A 23,848-nucleotide genomic window follows, 5' to 3' on the forward strand; every position below is an offset into this window, starting at 1 on the left:
ACCCGCAGCGCCCTCAGCCGCGGCCGACGAAGGGCATCTTGGTGGCCATCACGGTCACGAACTGGACGTTCGATTCCAGCGGCAGGCTGGCCATGTGAACGATGGTCTGCGCCACGTGCTGGACGTCCATCAGGGGCTCGGGCGCGATGCGGCCGTCGGCCTGGGGCACGCCGTTGGCCATGCGCGAGGCCATGTCGGTGGCGGCGTTGCCGATGTCGATCTGGCCGCAGGCGATGTCGTATTTCCGGCCGTCGAGGGAGGTGGACTTGGTCAGGCCGGTGATCGCGTGCTTGGTGGCGGTGTAGGGCGCGGAATTCGGCCGTGGCGCATGCGCCGAGATCGAGCCGTTGTTGATGATGCGGCCGCCGCGCGGGGACTGGTTCTTCATCACGCGGAAGGCCTCCTGCGTGCACAGGAAGGGCCCGGTCAGGTTGATGTCGACCACGTTCTTCCACTGCTCGACGCTCAGGTCCTCGACCGGCACGCCGGGCGCGTTGACGCCCGCATTGTTGAACAGCAGGTCGACGCGGCCGAATGCCTCGACGGTCTTCGCGAAGAGCCGGCGCACCGACTCGGGGTCGGACACGTCGGCCGGCACCGCGAGCCCCCGGCTGGCCGCCTCGCCGGCCGAGGCCACCGCCTGCTCGAGCGCATCCGCGCGGCGCCCGGCGAAGGCCACGTGCCAACCGGCCTGCAGCAGCGCGACCGCGCTGGCCTTGCCGATGCCCGAGCCTGCGCCGGTGACGATCGCGACCTTCCTGGACGGGGCATTCATTGTCGGTTCTCCTTGTCTGGATTATTCGGATTCGTTGCGGGCGGATTATTCGGATTCATTCCGGGCGCATTGCACGGGAATGATATTGCGAATTAATATTCCCGGATATTCCCGATAATATCCGGGATATCGGATTCCGATGAACGAACGACCCCGGGTCGAAAAGGAACGTTTAAATGCCCACGCCATCGCTGAAATCGATCGAGGCACAGATCAAGAAGCTGCAGGCCCGCGCCCAGGCGCTTCGCGACAAGGATCGCAAGCCGGTGATCGCCGCGATCGTCAGGCAGATGAAGGCGCATGACATCGGCGTGGCGGAAATTGCCGAGGCCATGGGCAAGCCGCGCGCGCCGCGCCGGGCCGCGGGCAAGGCAGTCGCCGCCAAGCCGCGCAAGGCGGTGCCGATCAAGTATCGTCACCCCGAAACCGGCGACACCTGGACCGGCCGCGGCCGCACGCCGCGCTGGATCGTCGAGGCCGAGAAGGCCGGGACCGACCGGTCGAGCTTCGCGGTCTGAGGCCGAGGCCGGCCGACAGCGCCGGCGCGCTTCGCCTTCGGCAGGTCGTGCCCTCGTCGCGCGCTGCGTGCAGGCTCATCCGGTGAGCCTCGCCTGCGCGACAATCGCGGCATGACGATCGACATTCCGGGCGCGCTCTCCGGCTGGCCGGCGCCCGCCCTGGCCTTCGCGCTGCTCGTTGCCGCGGCGCTCTCCTTCGCCGCGGGCTGGGCCATCGCCGCGCTGCGCGCGCGAGGCCGGCTCGCGGGCTGCCTTGCCACGCTCGACGAACGCAGCCGCGCGCTCGAACGCGCGAGCGAGCAGCGCGACGCCGCCCAGGCCGATTCGCGCGCGCTGGCCGAGAAGGTGGCCGGCCTTCGGGCGGCACTCGACGCCGAGCGCCGGCAGTCCGGAGAAAAGCTTCGCCTGCTCGCCGAGGCTCGCCAGCAGCTGGCGGACCAGTTCCGCGCGCTGGCGGCCGAGGTGCTCGACGAGAGATCTCGGGCGGTCGGCGACCGACACCGCGAGCAGCTCGGCCAGTTGCTCGAGCCGCTGCAGCAGCGGCTTGCCGAGTTCCGCAGCCGGGTCGACGAGGTCTACGAGCGCGAGGGGCGCGACCGCGCCGCGCTCGGCGAGCAGGTCCGCCAGCTGATGTCGCTCAACCGCCAGCTGTCCGACGACGCGCACGCGTTGACCCGTGCGCTGAAGGGCCAGGTCAAGGCGCAAGGGGCCTGGGGCGAGCTGATCCTCGAGCGGGTCCTCGAGGCGGCCGGCCTGCGCCGCGGCAGCGAGTACGAGCTGCAGGTCTCGCTGGTCGACGACGAGGGCCGCAGGCTGCAGCCCGACGCGGTGGTGCGCTTGCCCGAAGACCGCCTGCTGGTGGTGGATGCCAAGGTCTCGCTGGTGGCCTGGAACGCCCATGTCAACGCGGACGACGATGCCGGACGCGGCGAGGCGATGCGCCGGCACGTGGAATCGCTGCGCGGGCACGTCAAGGGACTTGCCGGACGCAACTACGAGCAGTTGCACGGGGCGCGCTCGCCGGATTTCGTGATCATGTTCGTGCCGGTCGAGGCCGCGTTCTCGGCCGCGGTCGCGCAAGACGATGCGCTGTGGCAAGAGGCCTGGCAGCGCAACGTGCTGATCGTGGGGCCGGCCTCGCTGCTCTTCGTGGTGCGCACCGTGGCCCAGTTGTGGCGCCAGGCCCGGCAGGACCGCAACGCGCGGGAAATCGCCGAGCGCGGCGCCGAGCTCTACGACCGCTTCGTGTCCTTCGCGGCCGACCTGGAAAAGCTCGGCGATCGCCTGCGCCAGGCCCAGGAGAGCTATGACAGCGCCAGGTCTCGGCTGGCCACCGGCCGCGGGAACCTGGTGCGCCAGGCGGAGATGCTGCGCGAGCTGGGCGTCAAGCCGTCGAGGGCGCTGCCGGCCGAGACGCTGGAGCGTGCGTTCGAGGAAGCGGACGACGGCGGGGCCGCCGGCGAATCGCCGCCCGCTGCCGCTCAGGGATAGAGCCCGCGTTCCTGCCGCGCGGTCAGGATCCGCTCGCAGGCCACCGCGAAGGTGGCGGTGCGCAGCGTGACCCGGTGCCGGTCGGCGGTGTCCCAGATCTTCTTCAGCGCGTCGACCATGATCTTGTCGAGCCGCAGGTTGATCTCGTCCTCGGTCCAGAAGAAGCTCGAGAAGTCCTGCACCCACTCGAAGTAGCTGACCGTCACGCCGCCCGCGTTGCAGATCACGTCGGGCACCACCAGCACCCCGCGCTCGGCCAGCACGTCGTCGGCTTCAGGCAGGGTGGGGCCGTTGGCGCCCTCGAGCAGCATCTTCGCCTTCAGGCGACGCGCCCGCTTCGCGGTGACCTGGCCCTCGAGGGCGGCCGGCACCAGGATGTCGCAGTCGGTCTCCCAGAAGGCCTCGTCGTCGATGCGCTCGCCGCCGCGGAATTCGCCCACGCCGCCATGCAGCCGCGCCGAGCCGATCAGCGCGCCCATCTCCAGGCCGTTCGGGTTGGCCATCGTGCCGGTGTGGTCCTGCACCGCCACGATCTTCGCGCCGGCCCCTGCGAACAGCTCGGCCGCCGCCGAACCCACGTTGCCGAAGCCCTGGATCGCGACCCGCGCGCCGTTCAGCTCCAGGCCGATCCGGCGGGCCGCCTCCCGGCCGGTCACGAACACGCCACGGCCGGTGGCCTTCACCCGCCCGAGCGATCCGCCGAGGTGCACCGGCTTGCCGGTCACCACGCCGGTGACCGTGGCGCCCGCGTTGGCCGAGTAGGTGTCCATCATCCAGGCCATGATCTGCGCGTTGGTGTTCATGTCGGGCGCCGGAATGTCCTGCTGCGGGCCGATCACGATGCCGATCTCGCTGGTGTAGCGCCGGGTGAGCTTCTCCAGCTCCTTCAGCGACAGCTTCTTCGGGTCCACGCGGATGCCGCCCTTCGCGCCCCCGAAGGGCAGGTTCACCGCCGCGTTCTTGATCGTCATCCAGGCCGACAGCGCCATCACCTCCTCGAGGGTCACGTCGGGGTGGTAGCGCACGCCGCCCTTGCCGGGTCCGCGCGACAGGTTGTGCTGCACCCGGTAGCCCTCGAAGTGACGCACCGTGCCGTCGTCCATCTCGATCGGCACGTCGACGATCAGCGAGCGCTTGGGCCGGCGCAGCGTCTCGGCCCAGCGCGCGAGCGATCCCAGGTAGGGAAGCACCCGGTCGATCTGGGAAAGGTAGGTGCTCCAGGGACTGTCGGGCGCCGGCGAGACGTAGGAAAGGCCCGATGCGTGGGCCGAAACGGTCGGTGAAGGGGCGTTCATCGGGTCGATCTCCTCTGTCGGGCGAATGCCTCGGAGGCATGACTGGGGGGATGATCCGGACTTTATCCCGCCCGCGGCGCTTCGGCTAACGGCGCAGGTTGTCCCCGGGTCGTGCCGGATGTACGCTTTCGGCCCATCTCCCAGGGAAATTCGATGCCTCCTCGCAGACCCCAGAACACGGCTAGCGGTTCCTCCTGGTGGCTGATTGCGATCGTCGCGATCGCGATCGCCGCCGGCCTCTACTACTGGTGGCAGCGCGCCGGCGGCCCGTCGCCGGAATCTGCCGGCGGGCCGGCGCCGACGGCGCAGTCCGGTGGCCCGTACGCGCCGGCCGATGCGCCCGAGAAGGACGCCGCGAAGCCCGCCGACGAGCCGAAGCCGCCGGAGGAGGAGAAGCCTGGCGACGGCCCGAAGCATCCGCTGCCCGCAGGCGTGACGAAAGAGGGCGACCCCTCCCTGCCCGAGCTCGCGAAGAGCGATGCCCCGATCCTCGAGTCGCTGACCGGCATCGCGCCGCGAACCGATCTCGGGCGCTTCGGCAACATCGGCGACTTCACGCGGCGGGTGGTGATCACCGTGGACAACCTGCCGCGCGAACGGGTGCCGGCGCAGTACAGCGTGGTGCAGCGGATCCCCGGCGTGCTGGCGGTCGGCAAGGAGGGCGAGGCCATCGTGCTGAAGCCCGAGAACTACCGCCGCTACAGCGCCTTCGTCGGCTTCGCCGAATCGGTGGGCGCGAAACAGCTCGCGCAGGTCTATCTTCGCTACTACCCGCTGTTCCAGCAGGAGTACCGGGCGATGGGCTACCCGAAGGGGCACTTCCACGACCGGGTCATCGAGGCGATCGACGACATGTTGTCGGCACCGACGCCGGCCGAGCCGATCCGGCTGGTGCAGCCCAAGGTCTACTACGTGTTCGAGGACCCGGCGCTCGAGTCGCTGTCGGCGGGGCGCAAGATCATGATCCGCGTGGGGCCCGAGAACGCGGCGCGCCTCAAGCGCCTGCTGCGCGAGATCCGGGCAGAGCTCACGCGCTGAGGCCGGGACGTCACTGCGCCGCCAGCAGGCCCTTGCGCTCGATGAAGGCGATCACGTCGGCCAGGCCGTCGCGGGTCTTCAGGTTCGTCATCACGAACGGCCGCTCCGGCCGCATCCTGCGCGTGTCGGATTCCATCACTTCCAGGCTGGCGCCCACGTGCGGGGCCAGGTCGGTCTTGTTGATCACGAAGAGGTCGCTCTTGGTGATGCCCGGGCCGCCCTTGCGCGGGATCTTCTCGCCGGCGGCCACGTCGATCACGTAGATCGTCAGGTCCGAGAGCTCCGGACTGAAGGTCGCGGCCAGGTTGTCGCCGCCGGATTCGATGAAGACGATGTCGGCGTCGGGAAAGCGCTCGAGCATCCGGTCGACGGCCTCGAGGTTGATCGATGCGTCCTCGCGGATCGCGGTGTGCGGACATCCGCCGGTCTCGACACCCATGATCCGCTCGGGCTCCAGCGCGCCGGCAACGGTGAGCAGGCGCTGGTCCTCCTTCGTGTAGATGTCGTTGGTGATCACGACGAGGTCGTAGCGCTCGCGCATGGTCTTGCAGAGCATCTCGACCAGCGTGGTCTTGCCCGAGCCCACCGGGCCGCCGACGCCCACGCGCAGGGGCGGCAGCTTGCGGGTGCGACCGGAGATCGAATGCAGGGTGCTCATGATCGGAATAGCCTCGAGTATTGGGTTTCGTGCCGCGCGGAGAGGATCGCGAGCATCGGGGTGAAGGACTGGCGCCGCGCATCGTCCAGCGTCAGCGCGTGTTCCACGGTGGCGGGAATGGCCGCTGCGAGCCGCGCGAGGATCCGCTGGCCGGCGGCCTGGCCGAGCGGCACCGCCTTGATCGCCGCCTGCACCATGTTCTCGGCCCAGCCGAACGCGAAGGCAAGCAGCGCCTCGCGCGCCGGCGCGCCGGCCTGGGCGGCGGCCAGCGCGAAGGCGATCGGGTAGCCGGGCGCGGGGCGCAGCGCGGCCAGCGTGGCCACCCGCTCGTCGGCTTCTCGGTTCCTCAGCCATTCGAGCATCGAGCGGCCCATCTGCTCGGTCTGCCTGCGCAGCTCGGCCGTCTCGCGCGTCGCCATCAGCCAGTCGTTGAGCGTCGCGATCCGGGCCGGGTCGTGCCGGTCCCAGGCCGGCACCGCCTGGGCGAGGACGGCCAGCTCCGACAGGCCGGGGACCAGCGCGAGCTGGTCGCAGAGCCAGTCGCCGGTGGAGGCTTCGTCGGTGATCCGGCCGGCGTCGATCGCCGACTCCAGCCCCTCGGAGTAGCTGAAGCCGCCCACCGGCAGCGCCGGCGAGGCCAGCCAGATCAGCTGCAGCAGCGTGGCAGGCTGCGCGGCCGGCGGGCGCGGATCCGGCGTCATCACGCGTGGGCGTGACCGCAGCCGGGACCGTGGACGTGCTCGTGGCCATGCCGATGCCCGTGCGAGTGCCCGTGGTCGTGCCCGTGTCCCTGCGAGTGCCCGTGCCCGTGCGAATGCCCGCCCTGCGCGGCATAGGCCCCCGATTCGGGTTCGAAGGGCGCCATCGCCTCGCGCACCGACAGGCCGATCTGCGCGAGCATCTCCGCGAGAACGTGATCGGGCTCGAGCTTCAGGTGGTCCGGCTGCAGCTCGAGCTGAACGTGGCGGTTGCCCAGGTGGTAGGCCGCCCGCGCGAGGTCGAAGGGCGTGCCGCGCCCCGGCGCGGCCTCCACGATCATCACCGCTTGCGGCGCGGCCTGCACGCGGATCAGCGACCCGTCTACGGCGACCAGCACGTCGCCGCCTCGCACCGAGCTGCCGCGCGGCAGGAAGACGCCGAGTGCGCGCCCGGTCGAGTCGATCGCATCGAAGCGGCTCTTCTGGCGGGTGTCCCAGCCGAGCGCCACTTCAGCGGCGCGGGCCAGCAGCGGAGCGGCCAGGCCGGCGCCGCGGGGGATCAGCTTGTTCACGATCAGCATCGGGACGTTCCTGGCCGCGCGGCGGTCCGGTCAGAAGAGGAAGTAGCGCTGCGCCATCGGCAGCACGCTGGCCGGCTCGCAGGTGAGCAACTGCCCGTCGGCGCGCACCTCGTAGGTCTGGGCGTCGATCTGCATGCGCGGCGCGTAGGCGTTGTGGACCATGTCGGCCTTGCCCACGCTCCGGCAGCCGCGCACCGCCGACACGGTCTTGCGCAATCCGAGCCGATCCGCGACGCCGGATGCGAGCGCGGCGGCGCTGAGGAAGCTCAGCGAGGTGGCCGCCCGCGCGCCGCCGTAGCTGCCGAACATGGGCCGGTAGTGCACCGGCTGCGGCGTGGGGATCGACGCATTCGGATCGCCCATCGCGGCAGCGGCGATGAAGCCGCCCTTCAGGATCAGCGAGGGCTTGACGCCGAAGAACGCCGGTCGCCAGAGCACCAGGTCGGCCCACTTGCCGGGCTCGACGCTGCCCACCTCGTGGGCGATGCCGTGCGTCAGCGCGGCGTTGATCGACAGCTTCGCCACGTAGCGCTTGACGCGGAAGTTGTCGTTGCGCGGGCCGTCGCCCGGCAGCGGGCCGCGCTGCTGCTTCATCTTGTGGGCGGTCTGCCAGCATCGCAGGATGACCTCGCCGACACGGCCCATCGCCTGGCTGTCGGAGCTGAAGATGCTGATCGCGCCCAGGTCGTGCAGGATGTCCTCGGCCGCGATCGTCTCGCGCCGGATCCTGCTCTCGGCGAAGGCCAGGTCCTCGGCGATGCCCGCGTCCAGGTGATGGCAGACCATCAGCATGTCGAGGTGCTCGTCGATCGTGTTGATCGTGTACGGGCGCGTGGGGTTGGTCGAGCTCGGCAGCACGTTCGGCTCGCCGACCACCTTGAGGATGTCGGGCGCGTGGCCGCCGCCCGCGCCCTCGGTGTGGAAGGTGTGGATCGTGCGGCCCTTGAAGGCCGCGATCGTGTCCTCCACGAACCCGCTCTCGTTCAGCGTGTCGGTGTGGATCGCCACCTGCACGTCGTGCTCCTCGGCCACACCCAGGCAGCAGTCGATCGCCGAGGGCGTCGTGCCCCAGTCCTCGTGCAGCTTCAGCCCGATCGCGCCGGCCTCCACCTGCTGGCGCAGGGGATCCGGGCTGCTGGCGTTGCCCTTGCCGAAGAAGCCGAGGTTCATCGGGAAGGCCTCGGCCGCCATCAGCATCCGCTCGATGTTCGCCGGGCCCGGCGTGCAGGTGGTGGCGAAGGTGCCGGTGGCCGGCCCGGTGCCGCCACCGAGCATCGTCGTGATGCCGCTCGCCAGCGCTTCCTCGATCTGCTGCGGGCAGATCCAGTGGATGTGCGAGTCGATTCCGCCGGCGGTCACGATCATGCCCTCGGCGGCGATGATCTCGGTGCCGGGGCCGATCACGATGTCCACGCCCGGTTGCACGTCGGGATTGCCGGCCTTGCCGATCGCGGCGATCCGCGAGCCGCGCAGGCCGATGTCGGCCTTCACGATGCCCCAGTGGTCGACGATCAGCGCATTGGTGATCACGCAGTCCATCGCGTCCGCCGGCCCGGGGCCGTTGACCCGCTGGCCCTGGCCCATGCCGTCGCGGATCGTCTTTCCGCCGCCGAACTTCACTTCCTCGCCGTAGCCGCCGGCGCGCAAGGTGTAGTCCTGCTCGACCTCCACGAAGAGATCGGTGTCCGCAAGGCGGACCCGGTCGCCCACCGTGGGCCCGAACATCTCCGCGTATGCGCGGCGATTCACGCTGCTCATAGCGCCCCCTGGACCAGGCCGCGAAAACCCTGCACCACGCGGTTGCCCGCGTAGTCGACCAGCTCGACGGTGCGCTGCTGGCCCGGCTCGAAGCGCACGGCGGTGCCGGAGGCGATGTTCAGCCGCATGCCCCGCGCCGCGTTCCGGTCGAATCGCAGCGCCGCATTGGTCTCGGCGAAGTGGTAGTGGGACCCGACCTGGATCGGGCGGTCGCCCGCGTTCTCCACGACCAGCGTGAGCGTGCGCCGGCCCGGATTGAGCGGAAGGTCGCCGGCCTCGACGATCAGTTCGCCAGGGATGATCGCCATGGGATCAGCGGCGCCGAAGCAGGCGCGCGACGCCGGCGACGATGCCCACGGCGGCCGCGCAGAGCAGGGCCAGCGCCAGCAGCGGGTCCAGGTGGGCCACGCCGTGGGCGATCTCCTGGAAGACGCCGTGGTGCGCCCCGCCGTCGGCGCCGGTGTGGGTGTGCGCGGCGGTGCTCGCGGCGAGCGCCAGGGCCGCCGTGGCGGCGCGAGAGGTGATCCTGATCATCGGTCGGCTCTCCATTGAAAGGGGGGTAGGCGAGGCTTCGCTGGGCGCCCCGCCCTGGTGCAGTGTCATGCGATGGGCTGGTGCACGGTCACCAGCTTGGTGCCGTCGGGAAAGGTGGCCTCGACCTGGATTTCGGGAATCATCTCGGCAACGCCGGGCATCACGTCGGCGCGCGTGAGCACCTCCTTGCCTTCGCTCATCAGCTGGGCCACGGTCTTGCCGTCACGGGCGCCTTCCATGATCGTCGCGCTGATCAGCGCGACGGCCTCGGGATGATTCAGCTTGATTCCCCGCGCCTTGCGCCGCTCGGCGACCAGGGAGGCGGTGAAGATCAGCAGCTTGTCCTTCTCGCGGGGCGTGAGTTCCATCGGTTCCTCGGCCGCTGCGCGGCGCTTGGCGGGCGGGCGCGTCCGGTGCGCGGCCCTCGGCGGAGGTGTTGCAAGATCCGGGCCCGTCGGCGTCCGGGCAGGCGGCACGGGTCCGGTTCAGGTTCGCCAGACGCGCGGCGAGGCCGGCTCCGATGCCCAGAGCAGGTGCCGCCAGTCGTCGCGGACGGCCTGCAGGGTCGGCCAGAGCGCCTCGACACGATCGGCGAGCGCGCGCACGACGACGACGCGCGGATGCGGGGCGGTCGCGCCGCAGCGCCCGGGGTCCGGAGCCGCCTGCAGGCGCTCGCGCGCCGCGGCGAGCAGCGCCTCGGCAAGCGGGGCCGGCCAGTCGCTGCCGCCGGCGCACCAGAGCGTGAAGAGCGCGGACTGCCCGTCCCAGCCCAGCGGGCTGCGCAGCAGCAGCTCGCCGAGCCGGTCGCCCGGGTCCACGATGCCGCGCTCGAGCCAGGCCCCGGGCAGCGCCAGGTCTTGCTCGAACCTGCCCTGCGTGAAGCGCTCGCCGGAGGCCGGCAGGCCGAGCGCGAGAATGTCCCATCCGATCATCTGCGCGCCTGCCGCGAGCTCGAAGCGCATCCGGTTCACCGCGATCGCGCCGCGGTAGGCGATCGTCTCCAGCGGCAGCCATTCGAGACGCCCCCCGGCCGCCACCCGCGCGCGCAGCTCCTGCGCCGCGAGCCCGCCCGCGCTCCGGTAGAAGCGGGTCGCGCCGGGCGTGGTGACCAGCGCGTGGGCGTTCTCGCCGACGTCGATGTCGATCTCGAGCCGGTCGCCGCCCACGATGCCGCCGGGCGGGTGCACCAGCACGTGGTGGCAGGTGCCCGGCCCCTCGGGGTAAAGCCGCTTGAGCACGCGCAGCGGGCCGTCGTGGCGATCGACGCCGATCGTGCGTTCGCCGTCGCGCCGGTAGCGCAGCGCCAGCCTGCCGCGCCACCCCGGCTCCCCGGCCGGCATGCCGGCCGCAGGCGGAGCATCGCGGAGATCGCGCGGCGCGTTCACCGCAGCGCCCTCGATGCCAGAGCCGCCGCGGCTGCCCGGGTCTCCACGCCCAGCTTCTCGAACACGTGCTCGAGGTGCTTGTTCACCGTGCGCGGGCTCATTCCGAGGATCTCGGCGATGTCGCGATTGGTCTTTCCCTTGGCCACCCAGGACAGCACCTCGGTCTCGCGCGGCGTGAGCGCGGCATCGTCGAGCCGCGCGCCGGCCGCTTCCTCGCGCCGCTGCAGCAGCAGCATGGTTTCGTCCAGGCCGGCCCGCCCCAGGCTCTTGGCCACCAGGCGATGGCCGTCGGCACCGTCCGCAGCGGCCTCTTCGCCGGGCGCGAGCGCCAGGACCTGCGCGATCCACCCGGCCGGCGGCCGCGGATCGTCGCTGCCGAACCGGTCGCGCAGCCAGGCCTCCGCCTGCGGCGATCGCCAGGCGATCCGGCCGCGCGCATCGAGCAGCAGCACGCCGATGCCGCCCACGTCCACGGCGTCGCGCGCCATCCTTGCCACCCGCGCATTGCGCGCGTGCGTGGCCAGCCTGGCGAGGACCTCCTCGGCGCGCACCGGCTTCACCACGTAGTCGACGCCGCCGCTGTCGAAGCCGCGCACGATCGAGTCGGTCTCCGAGAGCCCGGTCATGAAGATCACCGGCACGTGCGACCAGGCCGGGTTCGCCTTGATCCGGCGACAGGTCTCGAATCCGCTCAGGCCCGGCATCACCGCGTCGAGCAGGACCGCGTCGGGAACCGCGTACTCGAGGCGCTCGAGCGCCTCCTCGCCGCTGCGCGCGACCAGGACCGAATAGCGTTCGGCCTCGAGCAGGTCGCAGAGCCAGCGCAGCGTCTCGGGGGCGTCGTCGACGACGAGCACGGTGCCGTGCGGCGGGCTGGCGGTTTCAACTGTCATCGGATGCCCTGAGTTGTTGCTGGAGGGTGTCGAAGTCGAAGGCATCGACCAGGCGCGACCACTGCGCGCACAGCGGGGCCAGGTCGGGGTGCTCGCGCGCCAGGGCGTCGAGGCGCTCGCGCAGCGCGCGCGGCCTGCCGGCCAGCGCCAGTCGGCGAAGCTCCGCGAGCGCCTCGACCGGCACGCCGAAGGCAGCGACGTCCAGCGTCGCGGGCGGCGCCTCCAGCGGCTCCACGGTCAGGTCGGTGATCCACTCGATCTCCAGGTGACGACCGAGCGCGTCGAGCAGCTCGGACTCGATCACCGGCTTGGCGACGAAGGCCTGCGCCTGGGCGTTCGCGAGGTTCTCCGGGCGGTTCTCGAAGAGGTCGGCCGAGACCATGACGATCGGCAGGTCGGTGAAGCCGGACTCGCGCACCATGCGGGCGGCCTGCCATCCGTCCAGGTCGTCCATGCTCACGTCGAGCAGGATCGCATCGGGGCGGACCTCCCGCACGCTCTCCAGGCATTCGCGCGCGCTGGCCGCCTCCCGGATCGCGAAGCCCAGCGGCGCCAGGAGTCCGGCGATCATCTGGCGCTGGATCGGCTGGTCGTCGACCACCAGCAGCGTGCGGCGAGGGCCCGCGTAGCCGGAGATCGGCCGATGGCGCGGCGGACTCGGCAGCGACGCGAGGCCGGCCGCGCTCAGCTCGCGCAGGTAAAGCCGGACCGAGAAGGTGCTGCCCGCGCCGGGCGTGCTGCGAACGGCGAGCTCGCCGCCCATCAGTTCGGTGAGCAGGCCGGTGATCGTGAGCCCGAGCCCGGTGCCGAGCTCGCTCGAGCGGCGTCCGGCGCTGCCGCGCTCGAAGGGCAGGAAGATCCGCTCGAGGTCCTGGGGTGCGATGCCGATCCCGGTGTCGATGACCTCGAACACGATCACCGCGCGCCGGGCGTCCACGCGCAGCGTCACGCCGCCGCTCCGCGTGTAGCGCACCGCGTTGCCGAGCAGGTTGATCAGGATCTGGCGCAGCCGCTTGGCGTCGGCCTGCACGTAGGTCGGAACCCGCCCGGCGGTCTCGAAGGAGAAGGCGAGGCCCTTGGCGCGCGCCTGGGGCTGCACCATGCGGACCAGGTCGTCGAGCAGCTCGCGAAGCGGCACCGGCGCGCTGTCCAGCCGCAGGCGGCCCGCCTCGATCCGGGCCAGGTCGAGCAGGCCGTCGACCAGCGCGTGCAGGTGCTCGCCGCTGCGCTGGATGGTGACCACGGCGTCGCGCGCCGTTCCGGCGAGCTGGTTGCCCTTGAGCAGGATCTGCGCGTAGCCCAGGATGCTGTTGAGCGGCGTGCGCAGTTCGTGCGTGATGCCGGTCACGTAGCGCGTCTTCGCCCGGCTCGCCGATTCCGCCAGGTCCTTGGCCGCCTGCAGCGCCGCATCGGTGCGCCGGTGCGCGTCGACCTCGCGGGTGAGCAGCTGGGTTTGGCGCGTCGACTCGTCTTCCGCCATCCGGCGGCTTTCGCCGGCGAGCACCACCCACCACGAGCAGACCGCCGCCACGAGGACCAGCAGCGCGTAGGCCTTCACGAAAGGCATGCGCAGCGCGATCGTCCCGGAGGCCAGCGTTTCCTGGTAGTAGACGATGCCCAGCACCGCGGCGAGCATCGCGCTGAGCGAGGCGAGCACGACCAGGAAGTAACCGATCCGGCCATTGACCCGGCGCGTCAGCCGCCCCGGCAGCACCGCGGCGACCGCGTCGGCAGCCTGCTCGGAGGCGCGCGATCGCGACTTGCAGCAGTCGCGGCAGCGCGACTCCAGCGTGCAGCACAGCGAGCAGATCGGCGCGCCGTAGGCCGGGCAGCCGGCGATGTCCTCGGATTCGAATTCGTTCTCGCACACCGAGCAGCGCACGATCTGGCCGGGCTTCCAGGCCGTCGGCGGTCGTCGCGCGAGGTAGTAGCGGCCGCGAGTCAGCCAGGCGATCAATGGGGCGCTGGCCAGCGACGCGCCCAGCGCGATGAAGGGCGAGAAGGCCTCGGCGCCGGGGCCCAGCACGCCACTGTAGGCCACGATCGCCAGCGCTGCGGCCAGCAGCATCGAGCCGAGCCCGACCGGGTTCAGGTCGTACAGGTGGGCCCGCTTGAACTCGATGTGGCGGGGGCTCAGCCCGAGCGGCTTGTTGATGACCAGGTCGGCCACCAGCGCGCCGACCCAGGCGATCGCGAGGTTGGCGTAGAGGCCCAGCACGCGCTCGAGGGCGCCGAAGACGTCGAGCGTCATCAGCAGCAGCGCGATCGTCACGTTGAACACCAGCCAGACCACGCGACCCGGGTGGCTGTGCGTGAGCCGCGCGAAGAAGTTCGACCAGGCCAGCGATCCGGCATAGGCGTTGGTCACGTTGATCTTGACCTGCGAGACGATCACGAAGACCACGGTCGCCGCGACCGCCCAGGCGGAGCCGCCGAACACCTGCTGGAAGCCCGCCAGGTACATCTCGGTGGGCTGGATCGCCTTCTCCGCGGCAACGCCCTGCCCGAGGGCGAGGAAGGCCAGGAAGGCGCCGGCCAGCATCTTCAGCATGCCCGGCACCACCCACCCCGGACCGGCCACGATGACCGCCGTCCACCAGCGCCAGCGGTTGCCGGCGTTGCGCTCGGGCAGGAAGCGCAGGTAGTCGACCTGCTCGCCGATCTGCACGACCAGCGCGATCGCGACGGTGGCCGCCGCCCCGAACATCAGCGGATCGAAGCCGCTGCTGCCGGAGACGCTTCCGGACAGGCCGGACAGCGACGTCAGGGCCTGGGGATTCCGGAAGGCGATGAACAGGAAGGGCAGGGCGAGGAGCGCCAGCCAGACCGGCTGCGTGCAGGCCTGCAGGCGCGAGATCAGCGTGATCCCGTGCGTGACCAGCGGAATCACGACGACGGCCGAGATCGCGTAGCACCACACCAGCGGCAGGTCGACCACCATCTGCAGCGCCAGCGCCATGATCGCGGCTTCGAGCGCGAAGAAGATGAAGGTGAAGCCGGCGTACACCAGCGAGGTGATCGTCGAGCCCAGGTAGCCGAAGCCCGCGCCGCGAGTCAGCAGGTCCATGTCCACGCCGTGCCGGGCGGCGTAGACGCTGATCGGCAGTCCGGTCAGGAAGGTGACCAGGCCCACCGCCAGGATCGCCCACAGCGCGTTCGCGAACCCGTAGTTCAGCGCGATCGTTCCGCCGATCGCCTCGAGCGCCAGGAAGGACACCGCGCCGAAGGCCGTGTTGGCCACCCGGAACTCCGACCACTTGCGGAAGCTGCGCGGCGTGTAGCGCAGGGCGTAGTCCTCGAGCGTCTCGTTGGCCACCCAGGCGTTGTAGTCGCGCCGGATGCGAAGGATTTTCTGCGGAGCGGAGGACAAGCGTCACCTGGCGCGGATGGGTTCCTCTCGATTGAACGCAAGAACCGCGCCATGACCTCGCATACGTCGATCGACGTATTTCCCGTTCGTGCTGCAGAGCACAAAGTCGCTTCCTGCACGCACGCCAGCCTCGACGCACCGCGACGTGTCCCGGAATCCCCCTTTCTTGTGCAAGGAGCCTCGAAATGTCGCACGACCACGACGAAAACGCCTCCAGACCGGGCATCCCGGCCCTCTCCGACGTCACCCGGCGCCGCCTGCTGCAGGGCCTCGGCGCGATTCCGCTGGCCGGCGTGCCGGGCCTCGCGTTCGCCCAGCAGTTCCCGACCGCCAAGGTGATGACCACGGGCAAGGCGGTCACCGACACCGAGGTGGTCGTCGGCCAGCTTCACTCCTCCTCCGGAACGATGGCGATCTCCGAGACCGGCGCCATCCAGGCCGAGCAGCTGGCGATCGACCAGATCAACGCGATGGGCGGCGTTCTCGGCCGCAAGATCAAGGTGATCAAGGAAGACGGCGCTTCCGACTGGCCCACCTTCGCCGAGAAGTCCCGCAAGCTGATCCTCAACGACAAGGTGGCCTGCGTGTTCGGATGCTGGACCTCGGCCTCGCGCAAGGCGGTGCTGCCGATCTTCGAGAAGGAGAACAACCTCCTCTACTACCCGACCTTCTACGAAGGCCTCGAGCAGTCGAAGAACGTCATCTACACCGGCCAGGAAGCCACCCAGCAGATCCTCTGGGGTCTGGACTGGGCCAAGGACGAGAAGAAGGCCAAGACCTTCTTCCTGGTCGGCTCGGACTACATCTGGCCGCGCACCTCGATGAAGATCGCGCGCAAGCACATCGAGAACTTCCAGAAGGGCAAGGTCGTCGGCGAGGAGTACTACGCGCTGGGCAGCACCAACTTCCAGTCGCTGATCAACAAGATCAAGATCGCCAAGCCGGACTGCATCTTCGCGGCGGTGGTCGGCGGCTCGAACGTCGCCTTCTACAAGCAACTCAAGGCCGCCGGCATCACCGGGGCCAAGCAGTTCCTGCTGACGCTGTCGGTCACCGAGGACGAGATGCTGGGCGTGGGCGGCGAGAACTTCGCCGGCTTCTTCTCGTCGATGAAGTACTTCCAGACGCTCGAGAACGACAACAACAAGAAGTTCGTCGAGGCCTTCAAGGCGGCCTACGGTCCGAAGTCGGTGATCGGCGACGTCACGCAGGCCGGCTACCTGGGCCCCTGGCTCTGGAAGGCCGCGGTCGAGCGGGCGGGCAGTTTCGACGTCGACGCGGTGGTCAAGGCCTCGCCCGGCATCGAGCTCAAGACCGCGCCCGAAGGCTACGTGAAGGTCCACGAGAACCACCACCTGTGGAGCAAGGCGCGGATCGCCGAGGGCATGCCCGACGGCACCTTCAAGGTCGTGGCCGAGTCCAAGGACCTGATCGAGCCCAACCCCTTCCCGAAGGGCTACCAGTAAGCGCGGCATCGCCGGGGCCGCCGAGGCCCCGGCGGCGACCCTGGCCGCGCGCGTCGCGTCCAGGGGTCTTCCCGATCGGTGCGCAAGGAGCCGGAGATGAGTTTCAACGACATCCTCAACATCACCCTGATGCAGGGTTTCGCGGGCCTGAGCCTGTTCTCGGTCCTGCTGCTGATGGGCCTCGGGCTGGCGGTGATCTTCGGCCAGATGGGCGTCATCAACATGGCGCACGGCGAGTTCATGACGATCGGGGCCTACACGGTCTTCCTCGGATCGACGCTGACCGAGACCTTCGCCCCCGGGCTGATGCAGGCCTACTTCCCGCTTGCCATCGTGGCCGCCTTCCTGTTCGCCTTCATCGCCGGCTGGCTCACCGAGTGGGCGCTGATCCGGCACCTCTACAAGCGCCCGCTGGACACGCTGCTCGCCACGTGGGGCCTGAGCCTGGCGATCCAGCAGGTCTTTCGCACCTTCGTGGGCCCCAAGGAAGTCAGCCCCACGCTGCCCGACTGGCTGATGGGCTCCTGGGCGCCGGTCGAGGGCCTGGACATCCCGATCAACGGCATGTTCGTGATGGCGCTGACCCTGCTGGTCACCGGCGGCCTGCTGTTCGCGATGTACCGGTCGCGCTGGGGCCTGCGCGTGCGGGCCACGGTCGCCAACCGGTCGATGGCCAACGCCACCGGCATCAACACCCGGATGACCGACCGGATGACCTTCGCCATCGGCTGCGGGATCGCCGGCGTGGCGGGCGCGGCCTTCACCACGATCGGCTCGACCGGGCCGACCAGCGGTTCGCTGTACATCGTCGACGCCTTCCTGGTTGTCACCTTCGGCGGCGCGGCGAGCCTGCTCGGCACGGTGGCCTCGGCCTTCGGCATCGCCCAGACGCAGTCGATCTCGGAGTTCTTCCTGACCGGCTCGATGGCCAAGGTGCTCACGCTGATGCTGGTCGTGACCATCCTGATGATCCGCCCGCAGGGCCTGTTCGCGGCCAAGGTGCGCCGCTGAACCGGCCGCGAGGAGAAGCACGATGAATGCGCTCAAATCACTCCTGATGCGTCCCAGCACCGGCAGCATCCTGGTCCTGGCGGCGATCCTGCTGGTGGTGTTCCCGCTGACGCTGGACATCTTCCGGCTGAACCTGGTCGGCAAGTACCTGACCTACGGCTTCGTGGCGATCGGCCTGGTGATGCTCTGGGGGCACGCCGGCATCCTGAGCCTCGGCCAGGGCGTCTTCTTCGGGCTGGGCGGCTACATGATGGCCATGTTCCTCAAGCTCGAGGCCTCCGACCCCGAGAGCACGAAGATCCAGTCCACGCCGGGCATTCCCGACTTCATGGACTGGAACCAGCTGACCGAGCTGCCCCTCTGGTGGGAGCCGTTCAGGTCGCTGCCCTTCGCGCTGGCGGCGGTGATCCTGGTGCCGGCGATCCTCGCCTTCGTCATCGGCTTCGCGATGTTCAAGCGGCGGGTCGGCGGGGTCTACTTCGCGATCATCACGCAGGCCGTGGCCCTGATCCTCACGGTGCTGATCATCGGCCAGCAGGGCTACACCGGCGGCGTGAACGGCATGACTGACCTGAAGACGATGCTGGGCTGGGACATCCGCGAGGACGGCTCCAAGCTGATCCTGTACTACGTGTGCGCCGGCCTGCTGCTCGCCAGCATCCTGGCCTGCCGCTGGATCCAGTCGAGCAAGCTCGGCACGCTGCTGCTGGCGATGCGCGACAAGGAAGACCGGGTGCGATTCTCGGGCTACGACGTGGCGATGTTCAAGGTCTTCGCCTTCGTGCTCGCGGCGATCCTGGCCGCGATCGGCGGCGCGATGTTCACGCTGCAGGTCGGCTTCATGTCGCCGTCCTTCGTCGGGATCGTGCCCTCGATCGAGATGGTGATCTTCGCCGCGGTCGGCGGGCGGATGAGCCTGGTCGGCGCGGTCTACGGCGCGCTGCTGGTGAACTTCGGCAAGACCTACTTCTCGGAGAGCTTCCCCGATCTGTGGCTCTTCCTGATGGCCGCGCTGTTCATCGGCGTGACCATGGCCTTCCCCAACGGCCTCGCGGGCCTGGTCGAGAGCCACCTGAAGCCCTGGTGGCGGCGGCGCCGGGCGCAGCGCGCCGAGCAGGCCGAGCGCCTGGCCGCCGCCCAGGCCTCGTGGCCGGACCAGCCCGAGTCGCGCGTGCCCGCCGCGAGCGCGCCGGCTTCCGCAGCCGGGGCGGCCGGACCGAAGCTGCCCGGCGGCATCAGCGGCCAGCGCGCCTGATTCCCGCATCGACCGGAGTAGGACATGAGCCAGAAAGAGTTCGCGCTGTACATCGAGGACCTCACGGTCTCGTTCGACGGCTTCAAGGCGATCGACAGCCTGAACCTGTACATCGACAAGGACGAGCTGCGGGTGATCATCGGACCGAACGGCGCCGGCAAGACCACGCTGCTCGACCTGATCTGCGGCAAGACGCGCGCGAGCGCCGGAAGCATCCGGTTCAAGGACGAGGAGCTCACGAAGAAGCCCGAGCACGAGATCGTCAGGTCCGGGGTGGGGCGCAAGTTCCAGACGCCCTCGATCTACGAGAACCTCAGCGTGTTCCAGAACCTCGAGGTCTCGTTCCCGAAGGGCCGCTCGGTCTTCGGCGCGCTGTCCTTCGAGCGCACCGAAGAGGTCCTCGAGCGGGTCCGCAAGGTCGCCGAGGAGATCGGCCTGGCGGACAAGCTCGAGACCGAGGCGGGGCTGCTGTCGCACGGCCAGAAGCAGTGGCTCGAGATCGGGATGCTGCTGATGCAGGAGCCCGAGCTTCTGATGCTCGACGAGCCGATCGCGGGCATGAGCGCGCGCGAGCGCGAGCTGACCGCCGACCTGCTCAAGCGGATCTGCCGCAACCGCTCGATGATCGTGATCGAGCACGACATGGACTTCGTCAAGCAGATCGCCTCGAAGGTCACCGTCATGCACCAGGGAAAGATCCTCGCCGAAGGGCCGATGGACGTGGTGCAGGCCGATCCCAAGGTGATCGACGTCTACCTGGGTCACTGACCCGCCGAACCCGCAACGGAGCCAGCCATGCTCGAAGTCAAGGACCTGTTCGTCGCCTACGGGCAAAGCGAGGCGCTGCACGGCATCTCGTTCGACGCCGCCCACAACGAGACGGTGGCCATCATGGGGCGCAACGGCATGGGCAAGACCACGCTGTTCAAGAGCCTGATGGGGGTGCTGCCGTTGAAGGCCGGGAGCATCAGGGTCGCGGGGAGCGACGTGTCGCGGGACGAGAGCTTTCGCCGCGTCGCCAAGGGGATCGCCTACGTGCCGCAGGGTCGGATGATCTTCCCGACGCTCACCGTCGAGGAGAACATCCAGACCGGGCTGGAGAACAGCCGCAGCAAGCGGATTCCCGACGAGATCTACGCGCTCTTCCCGGTGCTCTTCGAGATGCGCCGGCGCAAGGGCGGGAACCTGTCGGGCGGCCAGCAGCAGCAGCTGGCGATCGCGCGGGCGCTGGTGACCGACCCCAAGGTCCTGCTGCTCGACGAGCCCACCGAGGGCATCCAGCCTTCGATCATCAAGGACATCGCCAAGGCGCTCAACGAGATCCGCAAGATGCGCCGGATCACGATCGTCGTGTCGGAGCAGATCCTGTCCTTCGCGATGGACGTGGCCGACCGGCTGTTCGTCATCGAGGGCGGGCGGCTGGTCCACGAAACCACGCGCGCCGAGACCGACGAGGCGCGCATCAAGCAGTACCTGTCGGTCTGAACGCCGACGCCCATCTCAACGACGCCCCACGGAGGCACGCCATGCCCGACACCCTGATCAAGGTCGACCTCGCCCAGTCGCCGTACGAGAACGAGAACATCCACAACCGCTGGCACCCGGACATCCCGATGGCCTGCTGGGTCAATCCCGGCGACGACTTCGTGCTGGAGACCTACGACTGGACCGGCGGCTACATCAAGAACAACGACAGCGCCGACGACGTGCGCGACGTCGACCTGAGCACCGTGCACTTCCTGTCCGGGCCGGTGGGCGTGAAGGGCGCCGAGCCCGGCGACCTGCTGGTGGTGGACCTGCTCGACATCGGCGCCAAGCCCGACAGCCTGTGGGGCTTCAACGGCTTCTTCTCGAAGAAGAACGGCGGCGGCTTCCTGACCGAGCACTTCCCGCTCGCGCAGAAGTCGATCTGGGACTTCAACGGGATGTTCACGAAGAGCCGGCACATCCCGGGCGTGGAGTTCGCGGGCCTGATCCATCCGGGCCTGATCGGCTGCCTGCCCGACCGTAAGATGCTCGACACGTGGAACGAGCGCGAGGTCGACTTCATCGCGACCCAGCCCGACCGGGTGCCGCCGCTGGCCAACCCGCCGTTCGCGAAGACCGCCCACATGGGCAAGATGAAGGGCGACGCCGCGGCGAAGGCCGCCGCCGAGGGCGCCCGCACCGTGCCGCCGCGCGAGCACGGCGGCAACTGCGACATCAAGGACCTGTCGCGCGGCTCGAAGGTCTTCTTCCCGGTCTACGTGGACGGCGCCGGCCTGTCGGTGGGCGACCTGCACTTCAGCCAGGGCGACGGCGAGATCACCTTCTGCGGCGCGATCGAGATGGCCGGCTGGGTGCACATGCGCGTGTCGCTGATCAAGGGCGGCATGGCGAAGTACGGGATCAGGAACCCGATCTTCAAGCCGAGCCCGATCACGCCGAACTACAAGGACTACCTGATCTTCGAAGGCATCTCGGTCGACGAGCAGGGCAGGCAGCACTACCTGGACGTGCACGTCGCGTACCGGCAAGCCTGCCTGAACGCGATCGAGTACCTGAAGAAGTTCGGCTACTCGGGCGCGCAGGCCTACTCGATCCTGGGCACCGCGCCGGTGCAGGGCCACATCAGCGGCGTGGTGGACATCCCGAACGCCTGCGCCACGCTCTGGCTGCCCACCGAGATCTTCGAGTTCGACATCAATCCCGGCGCGAACGGGCCGGTGAAGATGATCTCGGGCGCGGTCGACATGCCGATCTCGCCGGATCTCTGAGGAGCCCGGGCCATGCCGACCTACGACTACGAGTGTCCGGCCTGCGGCGGCTTCGACGCCTTCCGCAGCATCGCCGAACGCAACGAGCCGGCCGGGTGCCCGAGCTGCGGAACGGCCTCGGCGCGGGTGCTGAGCGCGCCGAGGCTGTCCGCGCTGGCCACGGGAGCCCGCCGGGCGATCGAGGCCAACGAGCGCTCGGCGAACGCGCCGATGTCTTCGCGGGAGTACGCCGACAGCCGCTCGGGCAGCTATGGCCGCCTGCGGCACCCGGCCGGCTGCGGCTGCTGCAGCACCGGCATCCGCAGCGCCACGGTGCGCGGCGCCTCGGGCGCCAAGGCCTTCCCGACCAAGCGGCCCTGGATGATCAGCCACTGAGCCCTCCTCGGCGAACCTTCCCCGCCGAAGCTTCCGTCCCTCCTTCCATCGAACCCAGCAGGAACCCGTCATGCATCACGGAGACATCTCCAGCAGCCACGACACCGTCGGTGTCGCCGTCGTCAACTACAAGATGCCGCGCTTGCACACGAAGGCCGAGGTGCTGGCCAACGCGCGCAAGATCGCGGAGATGATCGAAGGGATGAAGATCGGGCTGCCGGGGCTCGACCTGGTGATCTTTCCGGAGTACAGCACCCACGGAATCATGTACGACCCGAAGGAGATGTACGAGACCGCGTCGGCGGTACCGGGCGAGGAGACCGCGATCTTCGCCGAGGCCTGCCGCAAGGCGAAGGTCTGGGGCGTGTTCTCGCTCACCGGCGAGCGTCACGAGGAGCACCCGAACAAGGCGCCGTACAACACGCTGATCCTGATGAACGACCAGGGCGAGATCGTGCAGAAGTACCGCAAGATCATGCCCTGGGTGCCGATCGAGGGCTGGTACCCGGGCAACTGCACCTACGTGTCGGAAGGACCCAAGGGCCTGAAGGTGAGCCTGATCATCTGCGACGACGGCAACTACCCGGAGATCTGGCGCGACTGCGCGATGAAGGGCGCCGAGCTGATCGTGCGCTGCCAGGGCTACATGTACCCGGCCAAGGACCAGCAGGTGCTGATGGCCAAGGCGATGGCCTGGGCCAACAACAGCTACGTGGCGGTGGCCAACGCGTCGGGCTTCGACGGCGTGTACTCCTACTTCGGCCACTCGGCGATCATCGGCTTCGACGGCCGCACCCTGGGCGAGTGCGGCGAGGAGGACTACGGGATCCAGTACGCCGCGCTCTCGAAGAGCCTGATCCGCGACTTCCGCAAGAACGGGCAGTCGGAGAACCACCTGTTCAAGCTGCTGCATCGCGGCTACACCGGCAAGATCAACTCGCGAGAGGGCGACAAGGGCGAGGCCGCCTGCCCCTACGACTTCTACGCGAAGTGGATCAACGATCCGGAAGGCACGCGCGCGATGGTCGAATCGATCACGCGGCCCACGGTCGGGACGGAGGAGTGCCCGATCGACGGGATTCCCAATCCCGATACCGCCGGACACCGTTGACCCGCCGGCACCGACGGATCGATGAGCATCGCCGGATTGCGAAGGCCCGCCGAAGCGGCGGGCGGCGCGGCTTCCGATCCGCTCGCCGACTGGCGGGCGGCCGGCGAGCCCTTCTACCTGCCGTCGGGCGACGAGATCGCCGCGTTCGAGGCGGCCCATGCGCTGCGCCTGCCGGTGCTGCTGAAGGGCCCGACCGGCTGCGGCAAGACCCGCTTCGTCGAGCACATGGCGTGGCGGCTCGGCATGCCGCTGGTCACGGTGGCCTGCCACGAGGACCTCACCGCCGGCGACCTGGTCGGGCGCTGGCTGCTCGACGCCGAGGGCACCCGCTGGCACGACGGGCCGCTCACGATGGCGGCGCGCCACGGCGCGATCTGCTACCTGGACGAGATCGTCGAGGCCAGGCCCGACACCACGGTGGTCCTGCATCCGCTGACCGACACGCGCCGCATGCTGCCGCTCGAGCGCCGCAACGAGCTGCTGCGCGCCCACCCCGATTTCCAGCTGGTGGTGTCCTACAACCCCGGCTACCAGGGCATGGGCAAGTCGCTCAAGCCCTCCACGCGCCAGCGCTTCACCGCGATCGACTTCGGGTACCCGGCGCCTGAGCACGAGGCGGCGATCGTGGCGCGCGAGAGCGGCCTGCCCTCGGAGACCGCGCAGGCGCTGGTCGCGCTGGCGGTCCGCACGCGGCGCCTCGAGGCGGACGGCCTGGAGCAGGGCGCCTCCACGCGGATGCTGGTGCACGCCGGCGCGCTGATCGCGCTGGGGCTGGCGCCGCGGGCCGCTTGCCTGCAGGCGATCGCCCTGCCGCTGAGCGACGACCCGGATCTCACGGTCGCGCTGCGGGCGGCCGTCGAGGCGAGCTTCGCCTGAGCCG

General features: G+C 69.6%; 24 protein-coding genes. 12 read left to right on the plus strand and 12 right to left on the minus strand.

The genetic code is table 11. From position 1 onward, the window contains the following. Nucleotides 1–13: 13 nt before the first annotated feature. Complete coding sequence (locus FHP08_RS12200; RefSeq protein WP_147704728.1) at nucleotides 14–775, minus strand: SDR family oxidoreductase; 762 nt, start codon at nucleotides 773–775, stop codon at nucleotides 14–16. A gap of 176 nt (nucleotides 776–951) precedes the next feature. On the opposite strand from FHP08_RS12200, the gene FHP08_RS12205 reads away from it, so the two are divergent. Both FHP08_RS12205 and FHP08_RS12210 read left to right on the plus strand, forming a co-directional pair. Next, nucleotides 952–1,293: an H-NS histone family protein gene (locus FHP08_RS12205; RefSeq protein ID WP_147704729.1), complete on the plus strand. Its 342-nt coding sequence runs from the start codon at nucleotides 952–954 to the stop codon at nucleotides 1,291–1,293. A 111-nt stretch (nucleotides 1,294–1,404) separates the two neighbouring features. Beyond that, nucleotides 1,405–2,784, plus strand: a complete 1,380-nt coding sequence (locus FHP08_RS12210; protein ID WP_147704730.1) for a DNA recombination protein RmuC — start codon at nucleotides 1,405–1,407, stop codon at nucleotides 2,782–2,784. Here FHP08_RS12210 and FHP08_RS12215 read toward each other — a convergent pair. Next, nucleotides 2,775–4,079, minus strand: coding sequence for a Glu/Leu/Phe/Val family dehydrogenase (locus FHP08_RS12215; RefSeq protein WP_147704731.1), 1,305 nt, complete (start codon nucleotides 4,077–4,079; stop codon nucleotides 2,775–2,777). The two genes, FHP08_RS12210 and FHP08_RS12215, sit on opposite strands and share 10 nt — an antisense overlap. 153 nt (nucleotides 4,080–4,232) lie before the next feature. Between FHP08_RS12215 and FHP08_RS12220 the strand changes: the two genes are divergently transcribed. Beyond that, nucleotides 4,233–5,117: a DUF3014 domain-containing protein gene (locus FHP08_RS12220; protein WP_147704732.1), complete on the plus strand. Its 885-nt coding sequence runs from the start codon at nucleotides 4,233–4,235 to the stop codon at nucleotides 5,115–5,117. 10 nt (nucleotides 5,118–5,127) lie between these two features. Here the strand turns inward: FHP08_RS12220 and ureG are convergent, their stop codons facing one another. From ureG to FHP08_RS12270, 10 genes are all read right to left on the minus strand, one after another. Further along, on the minus strand, nucleotides 5,128–5,775 hold the full coding sequence (gene ureG, locus FHP08_RS12225) for an urease accessory protein UreG (protein ID WP_147704733.1): 648 nt from the start codon (nucleotides 5,773–5,775) through the stop codon (nucleotides 5,128–5,130). After that, nucleotides 5,772–6,476, minus strand: coding sequence for an urease accessory protein UreF (locus FHP08_RS12230; protein WP_147704734.1), 705 nt, complete (start codon nucleotides 6,474–6,476; stop codon nucleotides 5,772–5,774). The genes ureG and FHP08_RS12230 overlap by 4 nt, the downstream gene beginning before the upstream one ends. Continuing rightward, a complete protein-coding gene (gene ureE, locus FHP08_RS12235; RefSeq protein WP_147704735.1) occupies nucleotides 6,476–7,054 on the minus strand; it encodes an urease accessory protein UreE in 579 nt (192 codons plus the stop codon). The genes FHP08_RS12230 and ureE overlap by 1 nt, the downstream gene beginning before the upstream one ends. A 30-nt stretch (nucleotides 7,055–7,084) precedes the next feature. Next, a complete protein-coding gene (ureC, locus tag FHP08_RS12240; protein ID WP_147704736.1) occupies nucleotides 7,085–8,812 on the minus strand; it encodes an urease subunit alpha in 1,728 nt (575 codons plus the stop codon). Next, entirely contained in the window at nucleotides 8,809–9,114 is a 306-nt protein-coding gene (locus tag FHP08_RS12245) for an urease subunit beta (RefSeq protein ID WP_147704802.1), read from the minus strand. Before FHP08_RS12245 ends, ureC begins: the two co-directional genes overlap by 4 nt. 10 nt (nucleotides 9,115–9,124) lie before the next feature. Continuing rightward, nucleotides 9,125–9,346, minus strand: a complete 222-nt coding sequence (locus tag FHP08_RS12250; RefSeq protein WP_147704737.1) for a hypothetical protein — start codon at nucleotides 9,344–9,346, stop codon at nucleotides 9,125–9,127. A 65-nt stretch (nucleotides 9,347–9,411) separates the two neighbouring features. Beyond that, on the minus strand, nucleotides 9,412–9,714 hold the full coding sequence (locus tag FHP08_RS12255; RefSeq protein ID WP_147704738.1) for an urease subunit gamma: 303 nt from the start codon (nucleotides 9,712–9,714) through the stop codon (nucleotides 9,412–9,414). Nucleotides 9,715–9,831: 117 nt separating this feature from the next. Next, a complete protein-coding gene (locus FHP08_RS12260) occupies nucleotides 9,832–10,731 on the minus strand; it encodes an urease accessory protein UreD (protein ID WP_225879117.1) in 900 nt (299 codons plus the stop codon). Beyond that, nucleotides 10,728–11,624: a response regulator transcription factor gene (locus tag FHP08_RS12265; protein WP_225879118.1), complete on the minus strand. Its 897-nt coding sequence runs from the start codon at nucleotides 11,622–11,624 to the stop codon at nucleotides 10,728–10,730. The genes FHP08_RS12260 and FHP08_RS12265 overlap by 4 nt, the downstream gene beginning before the upstream one ends. Then, nucleotides 11,614–14,994 (minus strand): hybrid sensor histidine kinase/response regulator, encoded by a 3,381-nt coding sequence (locus tag FHP08_RS12270; RefSeq protein WP_147704740.1) that lies wholly within the window; start codon nucleotides 14,992–14,994, stop codon nucleotides 11,614–11,616. Before FHP08_RS12270 ends, FHP08_RS12265 begins: the two co-directional genes overlap by 11 nt. Nucleotides 14,995–15,179: 185 nt before the next feature. Here FHP08_RS12270 and urtA point away from each other — a divergent pair, with 185 nt between their 5' ends. The 9 genes from urtA to FHP08_RS12315 all read left to right on the plus strand — a co-directional run bounded on the left by urtA (nucleotide 15,180) and on the right by FHP08_RS12315 (nucleotide 23,844). After that, nucleotides 15,180–16,460, plus strand: coding sequence for an urea ABC transporter substrate-binding protein (gene urtA, locus FHP08_RS12275; protein ID WP_147704741.1), 1,281 nt, complete (start codon nucleotides 15,180–15,182; stop codon nucleotides 16,458–16,460). 96 nt (nucleotides 16,461–16,556) lie between these two features. Further along, nucleotides 16,557–17,471 (plus strand): urea ABC transporter permease subunit UrtB, encoded by a 915-nt coding sequence (gene urtB, locus FHP08_RS12280; protein ID WP_147704742.1) that lies wholly within the window; start codon nucleotides 16,557–16,559, stop codon nucleotides 17,469–17,471. Between the two features lie 22 nt (nucleotides 17,472–17,493). Further along, nucleotides 17,494–18,726, plus strand: a complete 1,233-nt coding sequence (gene urtC / locus FHP08_RS12285; RefSeq protein WP_147704743.1) for an urea ABC transporter permease subunit UrtC — start codon at nucleotides 17,494–17,496, stop codon at nucleotides 18,724–18,726. 24 nt (nucleotides 18,727–18,750) lie between these two features. Next, nucleotides 18,751–19,494 (plus strand): urea ABC transporter ATP-binding protein UrtD, encoded by a 744-nt coding sequence (urtD, locus tag FHP08_RS12290; RefSeq protein ID WP_147704744.1) that lies wholly within the window; start codon nucleotides 18,751–18,753, stop codon nucleotides 19,492–19,494. A gap of 27 nt (nucleotides 19,495–19,521) precedes the next feature. Continuing rightward, nucleotides 19,522–20,211 (plus strand): urea ABC transporter ATP-binding subunit UrtE, encoded by a 690-nt coding sequence (gene urtE / locus FHP08_RS12295; RefSeq protein WP_147704745.1) that lies wholly within the window; start codon nucleotides 19,522–19,524, stop codon nucleotides 20,209–20,211. 41 nt (nucleotides 20,212–20,252) lie between these two features. Then, complete coding sequence (gene fmdA / locus FHP08_RS12300) at nucleotides 20,253–21,482, plus strand: formamidase (RefSeq protein ID WP_147704746.1); 1,230 nt, start codon at nucleotides 20,253–20,255, stop codon at nucleotides 21,480–21,482. A 12-nt stretch (nucleotides 21,483–21,494) separates the two neighbouring features. Then, entirely contained in the window at nucleotides 21,495–21,857 is a 363-nt protein-coding gene (locus FHP08_RS12305; protein WP_147704747.1) for an FmdB family zinc ribbon protein, read from the plus strand. 70 nt (nucleotides 21,858–21,927) lie between these two features. Then, nucleotides 21,928–22,968: an aliphatic amidase gene (locus FHP08_RS12310; RefSeq protein ID WP_147704748.1), complete on the plus strand. Its 1,041-nt coding sequence runs from the start codon at nucleotides 21,928–21,930 to the stop codon at nucleotides 22,966–22,968. Between the two features lie 21 nt (nucleotides 22,969–22,989). Then, a complete protein-coding gene (locus tag FHP08_RS12315; RefSeq protein ID WP_147704749.1) occupies nucleotides 22,990–23,844 on the plus strand; it encodes a CbbQ/NirQ/NorQ/GpvN family protein in 855 nt (284 codons plus the stop codon). Nucleotides 23,845–23,848 lie beyond the last annotated feature (4 nt).

The sequence above is a fragment of the Zeimonas arvi genome, assembly GCF_008039575.1.
Taxonomy (GTDB): Bacteria; Pseudomonadota; Gammaproteobacteria; order Burkholderiales; family Burkholderiaceae_E; genus Zeimonas; species Zeimonas arvi.

What these genes read in the sequence shown, in the direction of transcription:
- FHP08_RS12200 (WP_147704728.1), bottom strand. Translation starts at nt 775, where the DNA reads ATGAATGCCCCGTCCAGGAAGGTCGCGATCGTCACCGGCGCAGGCTCG.
- FHP08_RS12205 (WP_147704729.1), top strand. Translation starts at nt 952, where the DNA reads ATGCCCACGCCATCGCTGAAATCGATCGAGGCACAGATCAAGAAGCTG.
- FHP08_RS12210 (WP_147704730.1), top strand. Translation starts at nt 1,405, where the DNA reads ATGACGATCGACATTCCGGGCGCGCTCTCCGGCTGGCCGGCGCCCGCC.
- FHP08_RS12215 (WP_147704731.1), bottom strand. Translation starts at nt 4,079, where the DNA reads ATGAACGCCCCTTCACCGACCGTTTCGGCCCACGCATCGGGCCTTTCC.
- FHP08_RS12220 (WP_147704732.1), top strand. Translation starts at nt 4,233, where the DNA reads ATGCCTCCTCGCAGACCCCAGAACACGGCTAGCGGTTCCTCCTGGTGG.
- ureG (WP_147704733.1), bottom strand. Translation starts at nt 5,775, where the DNA reads ATGAGCACCCTGCATTCGATCTCCGGTCGCACCCGCAAGCTGCCGCCC.
- FHP08_RS12230 (WP_147704734.1), bottom strand. Translation starts at nt 6,476, where the DNA reads ATGACGCCGGATCCGCGCCCGCCGGCCGCGCAGCCTGCCACGCTGCTG.
- ureE (WP_147704735.1), bottom strand. Translation starts at nt 7,054, where the DNA reads ATGCTGATCGTGAACAAGCTGATCCCCCGCGGCGCCGGCCTGGCCGCT.
- ureC (WP_147704736.1), bottom strand. Translation starts at nt 8,812, where the DNA reads ATGAGCAGCGTGAATCGCCGCGCATACGCGGAGATGTTCGGGCCCACG.
- FHP08_RS12250 (WP_147704737.1), bottom strand. Translation starts at nt 9,346, where the DNA reads ATGATCAGGATCACCTCTCGCGCCGCCACGGCGGCCCTGGCGCTCGCC.
- FHP08_RS12255 (WP_147704738.1), bottom strand. Translation starts at nt 9,714, where the DNA reads ATGGAACTCACGCCCCGCGAGAAGGACAAGCTGCTGATCTTCACCGCC.
- FHP08_RS12265 (WP_225879118.1), bottom strand. Translation starts at nt 11,624, where the DNA reads ATGACAGTTGAAACCGCCAGCCCGCCGCACGGCACCGTGCTCGTCGTC.
- urtA (WP_147704741.1), top strand. Translation starts at nt 15,180, where the DNA reads ATGTCGCACGACCACGACGAAAACGCCTCCAGACCGGGCATCCCGGCC.
- urtB (WP_147704742.1), top strand. Translation starts at nt 16,557, where the DNA reads ATGAGTTTCAACGACATCCTCAACATCACCCTGATGCAGGGTTTCGCG.
- urtC (WP_147704743.1), top strand. Translation starts at nt 17,494, where the DNA reads ATGAATGCGCTCAAATCACTCCTGATGCGTCCCAGCACCGGCAGCATC.
- urtD (WP_147704744.1), top strand. Translation starts at nt 18,751, where the DNA reads ATGAGCCAGAAAGAGTTCGCGCTGTACATCGAGGACCTCACGGTCTCG.
- urtE (WP_147704745.1), top strand. Translation starts at nt 19,522, where the DNA reads ATGCTCGAAGTCAAGGACCTGTTCGTCGCCTACGGGCAAAGCGAGGCG.
- fmdA (WP_147704746.1), top strand. Translation starts at nt 20,253, where the DNA reads ATGCCCGACACCCTGATCAAGGTCGACCTCGCCCAGTCGCCGTACGAG.
- FHP08_RS12305 (WP_147704747.1), top strand. Translation starts at nt 21,495, where the DNA reads ATGCCGACCTACGACTACGAGTGTCCGGCCTGCGGCGGCTTCGACGCC.
- FHP08_RS12310 (WP_147704748.1), top strand. Translation starts at nt 21,928, where the DNA reads ATGCATCACGGAGACATCTCCAGCAGCCACGACACCGTCGGTGTCGCC.
- FHP08_RS12315 (WP_147704749.1), top strand. Translation starts at nt 22,990, where the DNA reads ATGAGCATCGCCGGATTGCGAAGGCCCGCCGAAGCGGCGGGCGGCGCG.